Below are 20,354 nucleotides of genomic sequence, written 5' to 3'. Positions count from 1 at the left end.
GGCCGGCCTCAGGTGGTGGCGCCGAAGATGGCTTGCCACAGGCGCATGACGTTGTCCGCATGCACACGCACTCGTTCCGGTTCCACGCGGGCCAGGTCTTGCCCCTGCAGGCGCAGCTGGTGCTGCAGCTTGCGCAGCGCGCGGTAGGCGTCGGCCACCAGGGCGGCCAGCTGGGCGTCGATCAGCCCCAGTTCGCCGCACAGGCGCAGCAGGGCGATATTGCCCGAGTTGGCCGTCAGCTGCGGGTATTGCGCCGCATGTTGGAGCACCAGGTATTGCACCATGAACTCGATGTCGATCATGCCGCCCGGATCTTGTTTCAAATCAAAGTTGCCGGGGCGGGGCGGGTGGGCGTCCAGCATCTTCTTGCGCATGGCCACCACTTCGCCCTTGAGCGGGCCGTTTTCCGGCCTTTCCTTGCGCAGGATCGTGTCGCGGATACGTTCGAAGTGCTTGCCGATGCCGACATCACCGGCGCAGAAGCGCGCGCGCGTGAGCGCCTGGTGTTCCCACACCCAGGCCGCGCTGCCCTGGTAGCGCTCGAACGCTTGCACGCTGGAAACCAGCATGCCCGAGGCGCCGTCGGGACGCAGGGCGATGTCGATATCGAACAAAATGCCGGCCGAAGTGTGCGAGGTCATCCAGGTAATGAAGCGCTGCGCCAGCTTGGCGTACAGGCCGGGCGCTTCCTGGTCGTCGTCGTCGAACAGGAAGATGACGTCGAGGTCGGAGACATAGCCCAGCTCCTTGCCACCCAGCTTGCCGTACGCGATGACGGCGAATTTCGGCACCTCGCGGTGGCGCGTAGGCAAGGTTTGCCAGACGGCTTGCACGGTGGCGGCGACGATGATGTCGGCCAGCTGGGACAGGTAATCGGCCAGCTTTTCCACGCTGAGGTCGCCCGCCAGGTCTTGCGCCAGGCACTGGAACAGCTGCGCGTGGTGTGTTTCGCGCAAGATATCCATCTGCCGCTCCGTGTCGCCGGGCGCGTCGTCGAGCTGGCGTTGCAAGTCCAGCGCCAGCGCGGCCGGGTCAGGCACCGTATTGCGGATGCGCTCGTCCAGCAGCTCGTCGAGCAGGATCGGATGCTGCGTGAGGAAGGTGGCGGCCCAGCCGCTGGCGCACACCATGCGCACGACGCGCTCGAGCGTATGCGGGTATTCCGTCAGCAGCGACAGATAGGCCGAACGGCGCGCGATGGCCTCCAGGAAATCGAGCAGGCGGCCCAGGGTGGCCAGCTGGCTGGCGTTGCCGTTGGACACGGAGCAATCGGTGATCAGGGGCAGGGCGGAATTGACGAGGGCCACCAAACGCGTGCGGCTCGCCTCTGGCAAGGATTGCAAACGGGGCGCCTGCCACGTGGCCAGCAGGCGGCGCGCGCAGGCGGCCGGTTCATGGAAACCCAGGGCGGCGAAGCGCGCTTCGATGGCTTCCTGCTGGTCCGAGGCGGCGCAGTCGTTCGACGTTTGCGGGTCGATGCCCGTGTCGACCGGCGGCGCGCCGCTGCTCTTGTCGCTGAACATTTCGTCAAATTGACCGGCGACAAACACGCGGTGCGCTTCCAGCTGGGCCAGCAGGGTGGGTGTGTCGGGTAAACCCATCATCTGCGCCACGGTGAGGCGGTCGGCCTCGTTCGCGGGCAAGGTATGGGTTTGCGCATCGTCAAGATACTGCAGCCGGTGTTCCAGGTTGCGCAGGAAAGTGTAAGAACCCAGCAATTGTTCCACGATGGCCGGTTCCAATAGCCCCTTGTCCGCCACCGTGCGCAGGGTGGCGCGCGTGGAACGTTCGCGCAGCTCGGCGTCGCGCCCGCCCCGTATCAATTGAAACACTTGCGCGAGGAATTCGATTTCGCGGATGCCGCCACGGCCCAGCTTGACGTTGTTGCTGCGGTCCGGGTGCAGCCGCTCCTGGCGGTTGACCTCGGCGCGGATCTGGCCGTGCATGGTGCGGATGGCATCGATGACGCCGAAATCGAGATAGCGGCGGAAGACGAAGGGGCGCACGATGGCGTCGAGCGAGGCGATGTCTTCCGGCTTGCCCGTCACGGCGCGCGCCTTGACCCAGGCGTAGCGCTCCCATTCGCGCCCTTGCACGATCAGGTACTGTTCCACCATGCCCAGGCTGGCGGCCAGCGGGCCGGAATTGCCGTTCGGACGCAGGGCCATATCCACACGGAAAGTAAAACCGTCTTGCGTGATCTCGGCCAGGGCGGCGATCAGTTTCTTGCCCATGCGAATGAAAAACTCGTGGTTGGACAGGCTGCGCTGGCCCGGCAAGGTCGCTTGCGTATCGCCATCTTCCGGGTAGACAAAGATCAGGTCGATATCCGACGACACATTGAGTTCGCCGCCGCCCTGCTTGCCCATCGCCAGCACCATCAAGGCTTGTTCCTCGCCCGATTCCTCGCCGACGGGCATGCCGTGCAGGGCCACCATCTCGGCCATGATGGCGTCCACATGCGTGCGGATGGCAAAATCGGCAAAACCCGTCATGGCGGTCACGACTTCGTTCAAGTCGGCCTGGCCGCCAAGATCGCGCGCGATCAGGCCGCAGACGAGCAGGTTGCGCAGGCGGCGCATGGCCCGTTCGGGCGGCAGCGGCGGCGTGGCGGCGTTCGCCTGGGCGGCCAGCTCGGCGGCAAAGTCGAGCCCGTCCAGCGGCGCGCGCACCAGTTGCGCCACCTGCGCGGCGCGCTCGGGGGCGGCGTCCAGCCAGCGCTGGTAGAAACGGGAGGCGGAAATCAAAGGCTGTGTGCTCATGGTATCGGGAAGGGTCTCGTGGATGCTGCGTGCATGTTCTAGTTTAACTTGGCTGCGAACGGCGGGGGATGCGGTAAAATTGTGCCGCTGGCCGTATACCGCCGGTAGTGCGTGCTCTTCCGGACGATGGTAAGGGAGGCTTTGCTCAGACGCAAGCGCAAGGATGCAGGCGCGCACCACGAATGCAGACGATTTTTGCCATTATTTGACGCCGGGCCAGTTTATTAGCTTATTGATGCAAAAACCGCCAGAAGCAAGCGTGACAGAACATGTGCCATTGGCCCTGCGCTGGCAGAGGCTGCGTGCCGCCTATCGCATGGCCAACCTGGCCACCCACCATGTATTGGGTTTTACCATCAAACTGGTGCTGCTGGCGTATTTCGCCTTCGCCGTGCTGTTTTTATTCCTGCGCTACGCTATCTTGCCGAATATCGACTATTACAAAGGCGATATCGAGCGGGCGGCCAGCCGCGCGCTGGGCAACCCTGTCAGCATCGCGCGCATTTATGCTTCCTGGCATGGCGTGCGGCCGAATCTCTTCCTCGGCGACGTGACCCTGCGCGACCAGGCGGGGCGCCAGGCGCTGAGCCTGCCGAGCATTTCGGCGACTGTGTCGTGGTGGAGTGTGCTCGGTTCCGTGCGCTTCACTACTCTGGAAATCACGCGGCCCGACCTGGACGTGCGGCGCAGCATGGATGGCAAGCTGTATGTGGCCGGCGTGCTCGTCGACAGCAGCCAGGGCAGCGACGGCAAGGGCGCCGACTGGCTGCTGTCGCAGCATGACATCATCATTCGCGACGGCAAGGTGCGCTGGACGGACGAAGCGCGCGGCACGCCGGAGCTGGCTTTAACCCAGGTCAACTTGCTGCTGCGCAACCGCTGGCGCACCCACCGGCTGGGCTTGCAGGCCACGCCGCCCGCCAGCCTGGCCGCGCCCATCGATGTGCGTGCTCACTTCACGCATCCGCCTTTCAGCACGCGCATCTCGGATGTATCGATGTGGAAGGGCGAGCTGTATGCGGACCTGAAAAACGCCGACTTGGCCGCCTGGCGCCGCTACCTCGATTACCCGTTCGAGCTGAGCCAGGGCAAGGGCGCCTTGCGCGCCTGGTTGAGCCTGGATCACGCGCGCCTGGCCGGCTTCACGGCCGACGTGGGCTTGACGGATGTGCAGGCGCAGCTGGGCGAGCATATCGCCCCGCTCGACTTGCTGTCGGTCAGCGGGCGCATTTCGGCAAAAGAAGAGCTGTCGGCGCAGGTGCCGGACGGCAAGCCCACCTTTGGCGCGAATGGCCATCAGGTGGAGTTGACGAATTTCGCGGTGGAAACACGCGACGGCCTCAGCCTGCCGCCCACGACCCTGTCCGAACGTTTCATTGCCGCCACGAAGCGAAAGCCGGCGCGCACGGAAATCACGGCCAAGTCGCTCGATTTGCAAACCCTGGCCGCGCTGGCCGACAAGCTGCCGCTGGGCGAACAGCAGCGCCAGCGCCTCGACGCCCTGGCGCCGCGCGGGCGTTTGCAGGATTTCTCGGCGCAATGGGAAGGCGAGATGGCGACACCGGCCAGCTACCGTTTGCGCGGCAAGCTCATCGACCTGGGCCTGAATGCGCAGCCGGCGCGCCTGGCCGTGGCGAAGACGGCGAGCAGCCCCGCGCAGGCGGCCGCACCGGCCATTCCCGGCTTCGACAAACTCAGCGGCACCATCGACGCCAACGACAAGGGCGGCAGCATCGCTATCGATGCGCAGGATCTGGTGCTGCAGTTTCCATCGTACCTGAGCGAACCGGCCATGCCGTTCGAACAATTCGCCATGCAGGCGCGCTGGACGTTTGAAGCGGAGAATATGCTGCAAGTCGAGCTGGACAAGCTCGACTTCAATCAGCAAGGCTTGCGCGTCGCCTTGCAAGGCACGCACCGCATGCCGCTCGACGGCAAGAACCTGGGCCAGGTCGACTTGACGGGCACGATAGACAATTTCCAGATCAACACAATCGGCCGCTACCTGCCGCTGCAAACGCCCGAGCACCTGCGCCACTGGCTGACGGGGGCGCTGGAAGGCGGCGTGGCGCGCGATGTCAGCCTGCGCCTGCGCGGCGAACTCGAGCATTTCCCCTTCAAGGCCGACACGCCCGCCCAGCGCACCCGGGGCGAATTCCGCGTGGCCGGCAAGCTCGAAAATGGCACCCTGAACTACGCGCCCGGCGAATTTGCGGAAAGCGGCCCGCTGGCCGGCAAGGCTCCCCTGTGGCCGCAGGCGGACAAGATCAAGGGCAGTTTCGTGTTTGAACGGGCGCGCATGGAAATCCGCGGCGACACGGCCATCACGGGCGGCGTGGCCTTGACGAATGTCAAAGCCGTGATCCCCGACCTGACCGTGTTCGACACCTTGCTCGACATTGAAGGCAACGCGGCCGGCCCCATGCAGGAATTTCTCAAGTACGTGACGGCCAGCCCCGTGCTGGGCTGGATCGAGCATTTCACGGATGAAACGACGGCGACGGGCAACGCCAGGCTGGCCCTCAAATTGCACTTGCCGATCGAGCGCATGCTCGAATCGACCGTGCAGGGCAGCTTGCAGCTGGCGGGCAACGACGTGGTGCTGTTCCACGACATGCCGCCCGTATTGGGCACGCAGGGCAAGATCGAATTCAATGAAAAGGGCGTCAACCTGAACGGCTTGAACGGCAGCCTGCTTGGCGGGCCGCTGGCCATCTCGGGCGGCACGCAGGCGGACAGTTCCATCCAGGTCAAGATTGCCGGCAACATGACCATCGACGGCTTGCGCAAGACGTATCCGGCGCCCGTGCTGCAGCGCCTGGCGAAACATTTGAACGGCGGCGCGCGCTACAGCGGCTTGATCACGGCGCGCGACCACCAGGTGGTGGTCAATGTCGAATCGCCGTTGACGGGCCTGGGCCTGGATTTCCCCGCCCCCCTGAAAAAGCCGGCCGGCGACAGCCTGCCCGTGAAATTCACCTTGACGGGCAATGCGGCCAACGGCGCGGGCCTGCGCACGGACGATATCCGCATCGCGCTGGGATCCGGCATTGCCGCGCGTTACCAGCGCCAGAAGCAGGGCAAGGACGCCTGGCGCCTGGTGCGTGGCGGCATCGGCGTGAACGTGCCGGCGCCGGAACCGGACAGCGGCATGATGTTCAACGTCAACATGAAAACCCTGGACGTGGACAGCTGGATCGCCGCCGGCAGCGAGATCGCCGGCAGCGGCTCGGCATCCGCCGACAGCGGCGCCGCCGACGATGCCCCCGATATCGCGCAATACGTGGTGCCGGACATGATGGCCGCCCGTGCCAGCGAACTGATGCTGGGCGAGCGCAAGCTGGAAAACGTGGTCGTGGGCGCCACGCACCAGAAGGATGTGTGGCAAGCCAATATTGATGCAAAACAAGTGTCAGGCTATGTGACCTGGCTGGAAACGCCGTCCGGCCTGGGCAAGATGACGGCGCGCCTGTCGTCGCTGATCATTCCGGAGTCGGCCGCCAACGACGTGAAGAATTTGCTGGAGGGAAAGAACGGCGCCCAGTCGATTCCTTCGCTCGATATCGTCGCCGAGCAATTTGAACTGTTCAACAAGAAGATCGGCCGGCTGGAGTTGCAGGCCTATAACACCATGGCGGCGGGCGGGCGCGAATGGCGCGTGGGCAAGCTGCAACTGTCGAATCCCGATGGCGCCCTGAGCGGCAATGGCAAATGGGTCATCAAGGATGGGCAAAGCACGACCAGCCTGCGTTTCGGCCTCGATATCGTCGATGCGGGCAAGTTGCTCGACCGCTTCGGCTTTGCCGACACGGTGCGCCGCGGCAAGGGCCGCCTGAGCGGCGACATCGCCTGGAACGGCTTGCCGTATTCGCTCGACATCCCCACCTTGTCGGGGCAGATCGAGATGAACGTGGAATCGGGCCAGTTCCTCAAGCAGGATCCGGGCGCGGCCAAGCTGTTGGGCGTGCTCAGCCTGCAAGCCTTGCCCCGCTTGCTGAAACTCGATTTCCACGACGTGTTTTCCGAAGGCCTGGCCTTCGACGGCATCACGGCCAACGCCAGCATCAAGCGCGGCGTGGTGAGCACCGATAACCTCAAGATGCATGGCGTGGCGGCAACCGTACTGATGGATGGCACGGCCGATATCGCCAATGAAACGACGAATTTGCACGTGGTGGTGATCCCGGAATTCAACCTGGGCACGGGGCCGCTCGTGTACGCGCTGGCCGTCAACCCCGTCATCGGCCTGGGCAGTTTCCTGGCGCAATTGTTCCTGCGCGCGCCCGTGATGAAGGCGCTCACTTACCATATGCAGATCGCCGGGCCGTGGAAAGCGCCCGTCGTGACCAAGCTCGATGGTGGTAAATTGGACCCTGTCGCCGTGCCTGCCGCCGCAGCGGCGGAGGCCGTGGCGAAATAGGCGCGGCGTTCGAATGGAGAAGAGGTGGCAATGATGCATACAGTCGCAGCAGTACAAATGATTTCCTCGCCTTCCGTGGAAGACAACCTGGCCACGGCACGCCGCCTGGTGGCGCAGGCCGCCGCCGGTGGCGCGCAACTGGTGGTGCTGCCCGAGTACTGGGCCATCATGGGCAAGCAGGAAACGGACAAGCTGGCCCACGCGGAACAGCCCGGCAGCGGACCCATCCAGGATGGCATGGCGCAGATGGCGCGCCAGCACGGCATCTGGCTGATCGGCGGTACCTTGCCCCTGATTTCCGGCGAGGAGGGCAAGGTACTCAACACCACGCTGGTGTATGACCCGCAAGGCGAACCGGCCGGCCGCTACGACAAGATCCACCTGTTCGGTTTTACGCGCGGCGCCGAGTCGTACAATGAATCGCGCACCATCGTGCCGGGTGCGCAGGTGCGCTCGATCGAGACCCCATTCGGACGGGTCGGCCTGTCCATTTGCTATGACTTGCGCTTTCCCGAACTCTACCGCGCCATGGGCGATTGCGCGCTGATCGTCGTGCCGGCCGCGTTTACCCATACGACGGGCAGCGCCCACTGGGAAGTGCTGCTGCGCGCGCGCGCCATCGAAAACCAGTGCTATGTGCTGGCCTCGGCGCAGGGCGGCCTGCATCCGAACGGCCGTCGCACGTGGGGCCACAGCATGCTGATCGACCCGTGGGGCGAAGTGAAAGCCGTGTTGCCCGAAGGCGAGGGCGTGGTGAGCGGCGAGATCGACCTGGTGTTTTTGGCCGGCGTGCGCGAATCCTTGCCAGCCCTGGCGCACCGCACTATGTGAGGGTACCTGACATAAGCTACTGCGCGTCGCGCTTTGCGGCCTGCGATGCTCACCGTGCTCAAGCACGGCTGCGCTTCTCGGCCACAAATCACTGCCGCTCGCTACGCTTCTGTCAGGTACTGAGAATGAGTTGAATATAATTAGCGAGTGCAAAGTTATGAAGCCATTTGAACCCAATCTGTCCAGCCTGGCCGTGGCGCGCGAGATCCTGTTGACGCCGTTCGGCCTGGATGAAGACAAGCTGTTGAAAGCCCTGGGCACGATGTTTACGCACAAGGTCGACTATGCCGACCTGTATTTCCAGTCGACCAAGAGCGAAGGCTGGAGCCTGGAAGAGGGCATCGTCAAGACGGGGAGTTTTTCCATCGACCAAGGCGTGGGCGTGCGCGCCGTGTCCGGCGACAGGACGGCGTTTGCGTATTCCGACGACATTTCCGAGCGTGCCCTGCTGGAAGCGGCTGCGGCCACGCGCACGATTGCGCGCGCCGGCGCCGGCAGGATCAAGATCGCGGGCCAGATGCAGCCGCAGGGCGGACGCTCCTTGTACCTGCCCAACGATCCGCTCGCCTCGCTGGACGCCACGGCCAAGGTGCAATTGCTCGAACGCGTGGAAAAGATGGCGCGGGCGAAAGATCCCAGGGTCGTGCAAGTGATGGCGGGCCTGGCCGGCGAATATGACGTGGTGCTGGTGCTGCGCAGCGACGGCGTGCTGGCGGCCGACATCCGCCCGTTGGTGCGCGTCTCGCTGACGGTGATCGCGGAACAGAATGGCCGCCGCGAAACGGGCTCGGCAGGTGGCGGCGGACGTTACAGCTATGACTATTTCAGCGATGCCGTACTGGAACAATACGCGGCGGACGCCGTCAATTCGGCCCTGGTGAACCTGGAAGCGCGCCCGGCGCCGGCCGGCCCCATGACCATCGTGCTGGGCCCTGGCTGGCCCGGTATCCTGTTGCACGAAGCCATCGGCCATGGCCTGGAAGGCGATTTCAATCGCAAGGGTTCGTCTGCGTTTTCCGGGTGCATCGGCGAGCGCGTGGCCGCCAAGGGCGTCACCGTGGTCGACGACGGCACCCTGGCTGGCCGGCGCGGCTCCCTGAATATCGATGACGAGGGCAACCCCACACAGTGCACGACCCTGATCGAGGATGGCATCCTGAAGGGTTACATCCAGGACACCATGAATGCGCGCCTGATGAAGATGCCCGTGACGGGCAATGCGCGCCGCGAATCGTTCGCCCACCTGCCCATGCCGCGTATGACGAATACGTATATGCTGGGCGGCGACAAGGAACCGGGCGAGATCCTCGCCTCCGTCAAAAACGGTTTATATGCCGTCAACTTCGGCGGCGGCCAGGTCGACATCACGAATGGCAAGTTCGTCTTTTCGGCCAGCGAAGCGTACATGATTGAAAACGGCAAGCTCAGCTACCCGGTGAAGGGTGCGACCCTGATCGGCAACGGCCCGGACGTGCTCAACCGAGTTTCCATGATCGGCAACGACATGCGCCTGGACTCGGGCGTGGGCGTGTGCGGCAAGGAAGGGCAGAGCGTGCCCGTGGGCGTGGGACAGCCGACCTTGCGCCTGGACGGCATTACCGTCGGCGGCACGGCTTAGATCGCCATTTCAGGAACCTACTGCGCAGCCCACTCTTGAGTTTGCGTTGCTCGCTGTACCTGAAGTACAGCTGCGCTACTCAACCCAATATTGGGCTTGCTCGCTACGGTTCCTGAAACGCCTGATACGTTGAAAATATGACGAAATTCAGAACTTGTACTTCACCCCCGCACTGATGAAGCGTCCCGCCGCGCCCGCGTAGTCGAGCGGGTTGTAGCCCGTGGCGCCATACGTGAGCGGATCGAGCGGGGCGATCTTGTCGAACAGGTTTTGTATTGTGGCAAACACTTCCAGCTTGGGCGTGGCCAGCCAGCGGGTCGTCAGGTCCACCGTGGTGAACGAGGCGATGCGGCAGCCGCGCGGCGCGTCCGTGCCGTCGGCGAAGTGCGTGGCGCAGCCGTCCGGGTCATTCTTGAACAGCAGGTTATCGAGCGGCGCGCGGTAGTTGACGTTGGCCGTGACGCGCCAGTTCTGGCGTTCCCAGGTGGCGCCCAGGTTGATGCGGTCGTCCGGCGTGCCCATGCAGTTGGACACGTCGCAATTGCCATGCGTGCCGGCAAAATCGCGCTGCGTGCCGTCCTGTTCCGTGCGCAGCCATTTGTACAGATGCGTCCACTTCAAGTCGAAGGTCAGGTTGCCATAGTCGTTGCCCAGGCTGAAGCGCTGGCGCGCGTCGATATCGATGCCGCGCACCGTCGTTTGCGCCGAATTCACATAATTGGCCAGCACGGCCGTGATGGCGCCCGGATCGCCGGCGATGCCGGTGGCCGTCGACGGGTCGCGCGCCACATGGCCTTCGGCGATGGCCGTGTCCGTTTGCTCCTGGTTGATTTCATTCTTGCGGCGGATTTGCCACAGGTCGACGGAAATGCTGGTGCGCGGCAGCGGGTCCCACACGGCGCCCACGGAATAGCTGCGCGAACGTTCGGGCGACAGCTTGGGATTGGGCGAGGTGATGACGGCGATGGAAGCCGGATCGCAGGCCGCTTCCACGCCCAGTGCGCAGCGCAGCGGATCGCTGGCGGTGGAGAACGCGGCCAGGCCGCCGACACCGTTTTCCGCCGCGCTGGGGGCGCGGAAGCCCTTGGCGAAGGTGCCGCGCAGGGCCAGTTCGCGCACGGGCGTCCATTTCACGCCCACTTTCGGCGTATAGGAATTGCCCACGTCGGTGAAATGGTCGGCGCGCAGGGCGCCCGACAGTTCCACGCTCTTCAGCACGGGCGCCAGCACCTCGGCATAGATGGCAGACGCGTTGCGGCTGCCCTTGTAGGCGGAATAGCCGAGGCCAATGATATTGCCCCGTTCCGTGCCCGTGGTGGGCTTGAGTTCCGTCGATTCGTGGCGGAATTCCGCGCCCACGGCCACGCCCAGGGCGCCGCCGTCGAGCTTGGCCACCTCGCGGCTGGCCTTGAAGTCGATCTGCGCGATATGCGTCTTGGCGTCGTTCGAGATGCGCGGCGACAGGGCCGCGTACAGCTCGCGCGAATTGAGGCCCGCGTTTTCCGCGATGCGCCACAGGCTGCCGGCCGGCAGGGCCGCGTACGCGGGGTTCAGGCTGGCCCGCTCCACATTGGCGGCGCTCGGGTTGAGCAGGGCGAAGGCGACGTCGCGCTGCAGGTAGCCGTCCAGGTCGTTCGACACCTTGTTCTGCGAGTACAGCAGGGCGCTGTCGATATCCCAGCCCGCCACGCTGCCCTTGATGCCGGCGACAAAGCGCATGAAGGTGGATGTGACTTCCGACAGGCGCGGCCCCACGTCGGCCGCCAGGTAGCGCAGCCGCGCCGCCGTGCCGAAATACGGATTGTCCGGGTGGGCGGCGCCCAGCGACACGCCCGCATTGCTGACGGGGCCGCCCGGATAGCCGACCGAGCCGCTGACCGTCGAGGGCGTGGTGGCCGAGTGCGATTCGCTGTGATACAGATTCAGCTCGGCATACGTTTGCAGCTCCGGCGTCAATTGCCAGGCGCCGCGGCCGAAGAAATTGATGTTCTTTTGCTTGGGCTGGATCTGGCCATATTGCTGCGCGGCATCAGTCAGGCAGCCGCCGCCCGGATCGCCCTGCGGGTGAGTCGTGAAGTTGCCGCAGGCGGCGCCGGGGAAGGTGCGCGTAAAGCCCGCGCCAGCGAGGTTGCCGCGGTTGTAGTAGTCGAGCGTGTCGGGATTGCGCACATTGCCGTTGACGGCGCTGCCGGCCGCATTGTTGGTGGTGATGGCGCCCGTGCCGCCCAGTGCTTCCTGGGCGCTGAAACCCAGGTCGCGCAAGTCGCTGCGGCCGACGGCGCCCCGACCGGCCCGGTCGCGGTTCCAGATGGCGGCCTTTTCGCTGTACTCGAGATTCAGCAGCACGTTGTAGCGGTCCGTGTCGATGTCGCCGAAGCCGTGCGTGATGGCGGCGCGCGCGTCGCGCCCGTCCCATTCCTTCGTCTTGCCGTAATTGCCCTTGATGGCCGTGCCCTGGTAGTCGCGCCGCAGGATCACGTTGACGACGCCGGCGATGGCGTCCGAACCATAGATGGCCGAGGCGCCATCCTTGAGGATTTCCACCCGTTCCACGGCTTCCAGGGGAATGATGTTCAGGTCGGCAAACACTTTCTGCCCGTCGTCGGCCAGGCCATACGGCGCGACGCGGCGGCCATTCAGCAGCACCAGGGTCGAGGCCGTGCCCAGGCCCCGCAGCGACACGCCGGAGGCGCCGGCGGCAAAGCCGTTGCCGAAAGTGGTGGGGACGGAGCCCTGGTTGTCGACGGCCAGGGTCTGCAGCAGTTCGGCCACGCTGGACTTGCCCGATTTTTCAATGTCGGCCGCGCTCAGGGTTTGCACGGCCGACGCCGTTTCCGCCTGCGCGCGGCGGATGTTCGAGCCGGTGATTTCCACGCGCGCAATCGGCGCGGCGTCCTGCGCCAGGACGGGTAGGCTCAGCAGTGCACTGGCCAGTGCCAGGCCCAGTCTGGGTGGTGAAAAGGCAGCGGAATGCAAGGATGGTGTAGGGATCATGCGGTTCTCCGGAAAGGTCAGGCAGTCAAAGGTCGTCGATACGTCCTTGAGTTTTGTCCGTGCGGCGACGCCGGGACTAGACCTGGATCAAGGAGTGCACCGCTTGTCGTCGATAGAATGGCTGGCGTGGCGTGGTTGCCACGACGGGCACAACGGTGGCGCCGGGGATGCAGAGTCGCGGTGAGATTCACAGCGCGCAACTTTTTATGCTTTTTTGCGGGTTATGCAGTGTAAAACGGCAGCGGCATGCGGCTTTGCCGACAAATATGCTTGCCAACCCTTGCAATTTAGGTTTATAGTCGTTCATCACTTACGGATGACTCGCATGTTCGCTCGCCACTTTTTTACCGCTTATTTTTACTTTAGCAATTCCAACCCAAAGGCGGTGGAGTAGCGGTCGGTTCACGTAGCAGCAAAACGAGATCCCAGCAAATTCTAAAAAACCGCCACCGATGGCGGTTTTTTTTTTACCCAGATGTTTTACCCTTCCTTAAATTTTGGAGAAAATGATGCCCCGCACCGATGATTTGCGCATTCGCGAAATGAAGGAACTGACCCCGCCGTCCCACCTGATCCGCGAATTTGCCTGCTCGGAGCAAGCCGAACAGACTGCCGCCAGCGCCCGCATTGCCCTGCACCGTATCCTGCATGGCCAGGACGACCGCCTGATGGTGGTGATCGGGCCTTGCTCCATCCACGACACCAAGGCGGCGATGGAATATGCGCGCCTGCTGGTCAAGGAGCGCGCGCGTTTCGCGGGCGAACTGGAAATCGTCATGCGCGTCTATTTCGAGAAGCCGCGCACCACGGTGGGCTGGAAGGGCCTGATCAACGACCCGTACATGGACAACAGCTTCCGCATCAACGACGGCTTGCGCATGGCGCGCGAACTGTTGCGCGATATCAATGAGCTGGGCTTGCCGGCCGGCACGGAGTTCCTTGACGTCATCAGCCCGCAATACATCGCCGACCTGATCAGCTGGGGCGCCATCGGCGCGCGCACGACGGAATCGCAGGTGCACCGTGAGCTGGCGTCGGGATTGTCCTGTCCGGTCGGCTTCAAGAATGGCACGGACGGCAATGTGAAAATCGCTGTGGAAGCCATCAAGGCCGCCTCGCAGCCGCACCATTTCCTGTCCGTCACGAAAGGCGGCCACTCGGCCATCGTTTCGACCAACGGCAACGAGGATTGCCACATCATCTTGCGCGGCGGAAAAACCCCGAACTATGACGCGGCCAGCGTGGACGAGGCGTGCAAGGCGATCGCCGCGCAAGGCCTGGCGGCGCGCCTGATGATCGACGCCTCGCATGCGAACAGCTCGAAAAAACCGGAAAACCAGATTCCCGTGTGTGCTGATATCGCCAGCCAGGTGGCCGGCGGCGATGGCCGCATCGTCGGCGTGATGGTGGAATCGCACCTGGTGGCGGGCCGCCAGGATTTGATCCCGGGCAAGGAATTGATCTATGGCCAGTCCGTCACGGATGGCTGTATCGACTGGAGCGCCAGCGTGGCCGTGCTGGAAAACCTGGCGGCGGCCGTCAGGCAGCGCCGCCTGCAGGGCGACGCGGAATAAGGTGGCGCGCAGCATGAAAAAAAGCCCGGAAAGCTAAGCTTTCCGGGCTTTTTCAGTTTTCAGCCGATGCAATCAGCTTAGAACTTGTAGGAACCGCTCAGGTAAAACTGGCGACCCAGGGCGCTCGAGTACGATGGGTTGTAGCCAATTTGATGCGAACCCGTGTTGCGCAGGGTGAACGGCGGATTGCGGTCGAACAGGTTCAGGATGCCGCCCGTGATTTCCACGTTCTTCATAGGACGGTAAGCCGTCTGGAAGTCGAAGGTGGTGTAGCTCGGCACTTCCAGCTGGATGCCATAGCATTCGCCAGGGCTGCCGGCGACGATCACGGCGCAATCGTCGACCGTCTGTTCCTTGTCCGTGTAGCCATTGCGGTAGCTGGCGCTCAGCGTATGCGTGAACTTGGCCGTCTCATACGAGGTGGTGGCGCGGATGATGTTGCGGAAGCTGACCTTGTCGTTCGAACCGTAGCGATTCAGGCTGGTTTCCCACTGATCATCGGTGCCCGGCGTCGTGTAGCGCGAACGCAGCAGGTAGGTACCCATCAGGCGGCTCGTCAGGCGGCCGTCCAGCAACTTCATCTTGTGGGTGAAGTCGTAGTCGATACCGCGGTTTTCCACCTTGCCGATGTTAATCGGCAGCAGTTTGATGGCCAGCACGTCGAGGCCTGTCGAGGTGATGTGCTTGGTGGTGAACAGGTTGGCGTACTTGGCTGGATTGTTGAAGATCAAGCCTTCGGAGACTGCCGTGACCTGGTCGCGGATTTCCACGTTCCACAGGTCGAACGACATCGACAGGCTGTCGATCGGCTCGAACACGGTACCGATGCTCCATTGCTTCGACGTTTCCGGCTTCAGCTCAGGATTGCCGCCCTGGAAGGCTTCGAATTGCTGGCGTCCAACGCCACTGCAATAGCTGGCCAGCGGGTGACCGCCCATGCCGTTTGCCGCCGTCAATGGGCATTGGTAGGTACCGCCCGTGACGCCCCAGTCTTCCAGCGGTCCGGCGATTTCCTGCATGCTGGCGGCGCGGAATCCGGTGCCGGCAGCGGCGCGGAACATCAGGCTCTTGGTCGCGGAATACTTGCCGCTGATTTTCCAGGTGGTGGCGTTTTCTTTCTTGCCTACCGTCTTGCCCGTCAGCTTGTCGTCGATGGCGCCGATCTGGTCATAACGCACCGAGCCGGTCACTTCCAGTTTTTTCGAAATCGGCAGCATCAGCTCGGCATAGGCGCCCGCGTTGTCGCGTGCGTATTCGCTGTCGACTTGCGCATTGTCAAACAGGATTTGCGCCTGCTTGGCGACATCCGCCTGTTGCATCTTGAACGAGGTGTTGCGGTAATCGGCGCCCACGCCCAGCATGGCGGTGCCGCCCGGCAGCGAGAACACAGGGCGCGAAGCGCGGCCGTCGACGCCCTTCATTTCCACGGTTTGCGTGTTGTAGGTGCCGCTGAAGCCAGTGCCGAGCAGGGCCTGGCGCATGGCGTCCGGCATGGCGCCCACGGGGTAGGCGAACGGGTCGATAGTGCCGGCGTCGAGCAGGGCGTTGAACTTGTCGGACAGCGGGAAGCCGCTGACGTAGTCCTGCGTCTGCTTGTTTTTCGAGTACGTCACGGCCGTGTTGATATCCCAGCCGAATGCACTGCCTTCCACGCCACCGACGAGGTGGGTCGCCTTGTTGCCGTAGTCGTACACGCGGTTACCCATTTCGGACAGGCGGTACTTGGCGACGCCGCTCACGGCATTGGCCAGTTGCGACGGGCTCAACTGCGAAGCCAGGTACTTGCTGAACAGGGGCGAGTTCGGGGAAATGGAGAAATCGGCCGGGTACGGCGCGATGCTGGCCTTGATGCTCGCTTCGGTGTAAGCAAAGTCGTAGAAACCTTGCCAGCCGGTTTTGCCCAGCTTCACGGTACCCGAACTGAACAGCGAGTCGCGCTTCGATTCGGGATTGATTTCAATGGTCGACGGCGAGTCGAAATAGCAGTTGCCATCGCCGTAGAAGTCCATATTGCCAGGCGCGCACTTGCCGCCATGGGCCAGTGCATACGGATTGGCCAGGTTGACGGTATCGACGAACGGTTTGTTGGTTTCCGGGTTGATCACCACATTGCCGTTTGCATCGGTACGGTTGTAGGTGGCAGCGGCATTGGCTGCCGACGAACGCGAGGAACCGTTGATGAATTGCAGCGCCTTGCCGGTCTTCGGATCGTTGAAATTGATGATGCCGCTTTTCGCGAAGCTGCGCTGCGATGCTTTCAGCGATTTTTGTTCGTCGTGGCTGGCCGACACGAAGATGCTGTAGCCGTCTTCGTCGATATCGCCGAAACCCTTGCTGATCGAAATCGAATTGCTGGCGCCGCCTTTTTCTTCAGGGCGCGAGTACTTGGCATTGATTTCCAGCGGCGATGTGCCTTTTTTCAAGATGAAGTTGACCACGCCGGCGATGGCGTCGGCGCCATACAGGGCCGAGGCGCCGTCCGTCAGCACTTCCACGCGCTCGATGGCCGACAGGGGGATCGAATTCAGGTCGATGGTGGTGCCGGAATTGGATGGCGCCAAGCGGCGGCCGTTCAGCAGCACCAGCGTGTAGGCTGCGCCGATATCGTGGATCGAGGCCGTGGTGACGCCACCGCCGCCGCCGCCCACCGAATCGGCGGCCACGGAGAAGCCCTGCATCGCAGGAATTTGCTGGATGAAATCGGTAACCGTGGTAACGCCGGTTTTCTTGATGTCTTTCTGGTTGAACGACTGAACCGGCAGCGACGCTTCGGAAGCGATGCGCTTGATGCTCGAACCCGTGACTTCCACGCGCTGCATGGTGCCATCTGTTGTTTCCTGTGCATACGCTGCATGCATGCTCAGGGCCATGCCGCCTGCAAACATCAGGCGCAGCGACCGCGATATTACATTTTCTATCATCATCTGAAATTCCTTGTTATTGTGATAAAGATGGCATTTATTTTGAAATAACATGTTGCTTGCTGACAATTTATTTGCTTATTTCAAAATTGACCAACGAAAATTCTGTAAATTTTCTTGGGCCTCATCAAAACATTCACGATTCAGATTGTCAATTTCGTGCGGACTTTTTGGATGAAATGCAACATTTTCCTGTTTTTTTTATAATCCTTCAGCAATAAAGTATCGTGAACCCTTGTCAGGCGTGCTCAGATGCGTAAAATAAAACGGCGCACATCATCGCTGATGGCGCCGTCTTTGCTCCCGCTGGCAAATGCTTGCCAGCGCTGCCCGTCTGATCGCGTTTCCCGCCATTTCCCCTTAAAACGTATAGCTGCCGCGCAAGTACCAGGCGCGCCCGACCGGGTCCGTGTAACGCGGGTCATAGCCTTTCTGGAACAGGGTGCCCTGGTTCGAGAACGGCGGTTCCTTGTCCAGCAGGTTTTTCACGCCGGCAGTCAGCAGCAAGCCCTTCCACGCATAGCTGCCCGACAGTCCCAGCAGGCTGTAGGACGGCACATCGTGGCGGTACTGCGGATCCACCTGGTTCTGATCCGTGTAGCCGGACTTGAACGATTGCGACAGGGTGGCGCCCCAGTTGCCCATGCGCCAGTTCAGCGCGGCCGTATGCTTCCAGCGGAAGACGGGATTGTTGTCCGCGTAGCGGCCCACGTTGGCGATGAATTCGCCGCCGCGCTCGTTCTGGTAGTCATACTTGTGGGTCCAGGTGCCGTCGACCGACACGCTGAAATCGCCATACGCGCCGCGTCCCAGGCGCGCATTCAGGCTGACGTCGATGCCGTCGGTCTTCACTTCACCGAGGTTGTCGTTCAGGTCGAGGATGGCGTAGGGCGAACCGTCGGGATTGCGCAGGAACAAGGCCTTGTATTTTTCATAGTTGCCGTAGATCGATTGTTCGGGCAGGGACGAAATCTTGTCCTTCAAATGGATGTTCCAGTAATCGACGGCGACGGTGACTTCCTTGATGGGTTCGAGCACCAGGCCAAAGGCGAAGGTGGTGGATTTTTCCGGTTTCAGCTTTTCATTGCCGCCCTGCAGCTTGAATTGCTGCAAGTCGCAATCGCGCAGGGGATTGGCCCCCGGCTGCGGCACGCCTCCGGGGCACAGGATCGGGTCGTCGTAGGAGTCGTTGGTATCGTTCTTCGACGGCGGCGCATTCTTTTCAAACAGCGTGGGCGCGCGGAAACCCGTGCTGGCCGAGCCGCGCAGCACCAGCGCGCTGCTGGCCTGGTAGCGCAGGGCCAGCTTCGGATTGGTGGTGCTGCCCACGTCGCTGTAATGGTCGAAGCGGGCGGCCAGCTGCACTTCCAGGTCCTTGATCAGCGGCAAGTTAACTTCGCCGAAGACGGCCTGGATCGTGCGTGAACCGCTCTTCGACAGCGAGCCGGACAGGCCTGAACTGGTGGCCTGGCCGGCGATGTCGCGGTTCACGTTGAAGTCGGCCTTTTCGCGCCGTACTTCGCCGCCGAGCGCGATCGCCAGCGGGCCGCCGGCCAGTTGCATCAGGTCGCGGCTGCCCTTGAGGTCGAAGCCCGTGGTGGTGACCTTGGCGTTCTGCACTTCGCCGCGCAGGGCGGTGCTGTCCAGATAAGCCTTGCCGGCCGCATCCTGCACGCCAAACGGGTTCAGGATGCCATTGAGCACGCCGGCGGCGAACGAGGCATCCTGCACATAGCCACCCGTAAATTTCTCCGACGATTTGCTGATCGCGTGGCTCAGCCCCGTCTTGTAATCCCAGCCGGCCAGTTCGCCTTCGAGAGCCAGCACCAGGCGGTCCGCCTTGCCGTCCGAATCGATCTGCCGCTGGCCCGCTTCCACGGGGCGCCAGTTGACGCTCAGCGGCTGGCCCGACAAGCCCGGCTGCGCCGGCACGCCGCCCGCATTGCCCGGATAATATTTGCTGCTAATGGGCAAGATCAAGCCCGTTTGCGGCGGCGGCGCCGTGCGTGCCTTCACCTTGTTTTCCGAATGCAGATATTCCACCGTGGCCAGGTGGCCGCCACTGAGCTTGAAGGCGCCCTTGCCGAAGAAGGCCACTTGCTCCTGCGCGGGCAGATCGTCGATCTGGCGCGTGTAATCCTGGCGGCAAGTGCCGTTGGCGGCCGCCACCGACAGCGGCGGCAGACAGCCGCTGGCCGCGTACGGATTGCCGGCCAGGCCCTTGCCGCCGTTGGCCGCCGCATCGAAGTAGTTGCCGGGGAAGGTGGTGCCGCTGGTGAGCGACAGGCCCCGCTCGGGAATGATGCCGGTCTTGGAAAAATCGCGGTCCTGCGACGTGAGCACATTTTGCTTGTGGTAGTCGACCACGCCGAAAATATTGTAGCCGTCCGTGTCGAGCTTGCCGAAACCCGTCGACAGGTTGATGCGGTGCTCGCCTGCGCCCTTGTGTTCTGGCGCGACGACCTCGGCGGTGATATTCGTGACGTTGACGGAGCGCTTCGTGATGAAGTTGATGACGCCGCCGATGGCGTCCGTGCCGTAGATGGCCGAGGCGCCGTCGCGCAGCACTTCGACCCGTTCCAGGGCGGCGATGGGGATGATGTTCAGGTCGACGCTGGCGCCGTCATACGGATGGTTGGCGATGCGCCGGCCGTTGAGCAGGACCAGGGTCTTGTCGCCGCCCAGGCCGCGCAAGTCGGCACTGGCCTGGCCGCCCGTGGGCAAGCCGCTGGTATTGCCGCCGACGGCATTGCCGCTGCCCATGCTCGATGCATTCGAGGGGATCTTGCTGAGCACTTCCTGGGCCGTCGTCAAGCCCTGTTTGGCAAAATCCTCGGCCTTGAAGATGGACAAGGGCGTCGCCGTTTCCGAGACGAGGCGTTTGATGGAGGAACCGGTGACTTCGACGCGTTGCATGCTGCTGGTATCGCTGACTTCTTGCGCCAGCACCTGCTGGCTGAGCAGGCCGGCGGCAAGGCCGCTGGCGCAGATCAAACGGATGGAACGGGACAAGCGTGTTTCTCTGATCATGTTCAAGACTCCTGGAAAAGCGGTTGGCTAGAAGGGCAAGAACGGCCGCGCTGGTTGGCGCACCGAGAACATTGAAAAGTATTTATATCTTTTCAAGAGATTCACTGTAATGAGCTGCAAAAGTTTTTGTCAACGTGGCAAACAGGTTTGTGTGCCTAAACAACGCAGTGCATCAGAGGTACTGATTTAGAACAAAGAAGGTGC

General features: G+C 62.8%; 8 protein-coding genes. 4 read left to right on the top strand and 4 right to left on the bottom strand.

Annotation, left to right across the window (positions count from 1 at the left end):
- Window positions 1-8 precede the first annotated feature (8 nt).
- Window positions 9-2,762, bottom strand: coding sequence for a bifunctional [glutamate--ammonia ligase]-adenylyl-L-tyrosine phosphorylase/[glutamate--ammonia-ligase] adenylyltransferase (gene glnE / locus O3298_RS25990; RefSeq protein ID WP_305060900.1), 2,754 nt, complete (start codon window positions 2,760-2,762; stop codon window positions 9-11).
- A gap of 259 nt (window positions 2,763-3,021) precedes the next feature.
- Here glnE and O3298_RS25985 point away from each other — a divergent pair, with 259 nt between their 5' ends.
- The 3 genes from O3298_RS25985 to tldD all read left to right on the top strand — a co-directional run bounded on the left by O3298_RS25985 (window position 3,022) and on the right by tldD (window position 9,631).
- Complete coding sequence (locus tag O3298_RS25985; RefSeq protein WP_369811630.1) at window positions 3,022-7,182, top strand: YhdP family protein; 4,161 nt, start codon at window positions 3,022-3,024, stop codon at window positions 7,180-7,182.
- 30 nt (window positions 7,183-7,212) lie between these two features.
- Window positions 7,213-8,013: a carbon-nitrogen hydrolase family protein gene (locus O3298_RS25980; protein WP_285817117.1), complete on the top strand. Its 801-nt coding sequence runs from the start codon at window positions 7,213-7,215 to the stop codon at window positions 8,011-8,013.
- A gap of 157 nt (window positions 8,014-8,170) precedes the next feature.
- Window positions 8,171-9,631: a metalloprotease TldD gene (gene tldD, locus O3298_RS25975; RefSeq protein WP_305060898.1), complete on the top strand. Its 1,461-nt coding sequence runs from the start codon at window positions 8,171-8,173 to the stop codon at window positions 9,629-9,631.
- Between the two features lie 147 nt (window positions 9,632-9,778).
- Here the strand turns inward: tldD and O3298_RS25970 are convergent, their stop codons facing one another.
- Window positions 9,779-12,625, bottom strand: a complete 2,847-nt coding sequence (locus O3298_RS25970; protein ID WP_305060897.1) for a TonB-dependent receptor — start codon at window positions 12,623-12,625, stop codon at window positions 9,779-9,781.
- 509 nt (window positions 12,626-13,134) lie between these two features.
- On the opposite strand from O3298_RS25970, the gene aroG reads away from it, so the two are divergent.
- Complete coding sequence (gene aroG, locus O3298_RS25965; protein WP_099665300.1) at window positions 13,135-14,199, top strand: 3-deoxy-7-phosphoheptulonate synthase AroG; 1,065 nt, start codon at window positions 13,135-13,137, stop codon at window positions 14,197-14,199.
- Window positions 14,200-14,276: 77 nt separating this feature from the next.
- Here aroG and O3298_RS25960 read toward each other — a convergent pair whose 3' ends face one another.
- On the bottom strand, window positions 14,277-17,123 hold the full coding sequence (locus O3298_RS25960) for a TonB-dependent receptor (protein ID WP_305060896.1): 2,847 nt from the start codon (window positions 17,121-17,123) through the stop codon (window positions 14,277-14,279).
- Window positions 17,124-17,480: 357 nt separating this feature from the next.
- Entirely contained in the window at window positions 17,481-20,150 is a 2,670-nt protein-coding gene (locus O3298_RS25955; protein WP_305060895.1) for a TonB-dependent receptor, read from the bottom strand.
- Window positions 20,151-20,354 lie beyond the last annotated feature (204 nt).

It is taken from the genome of Janthinobacterium sp. SUN137, assembly GCF_030587265.1.
GTDB classification, from domain to species: Bacteria; Pseudomonadota; Gammaproteobacteria; order Burkholderiales; family Burkholderiaceae_D; genus Janthinobacterium; species Janthinobacterium kumbetense.
Note: the sequence above shows the minus strand (reverse complement) of the source record. Positions and strands in the feature narration are given on the sequence as shown.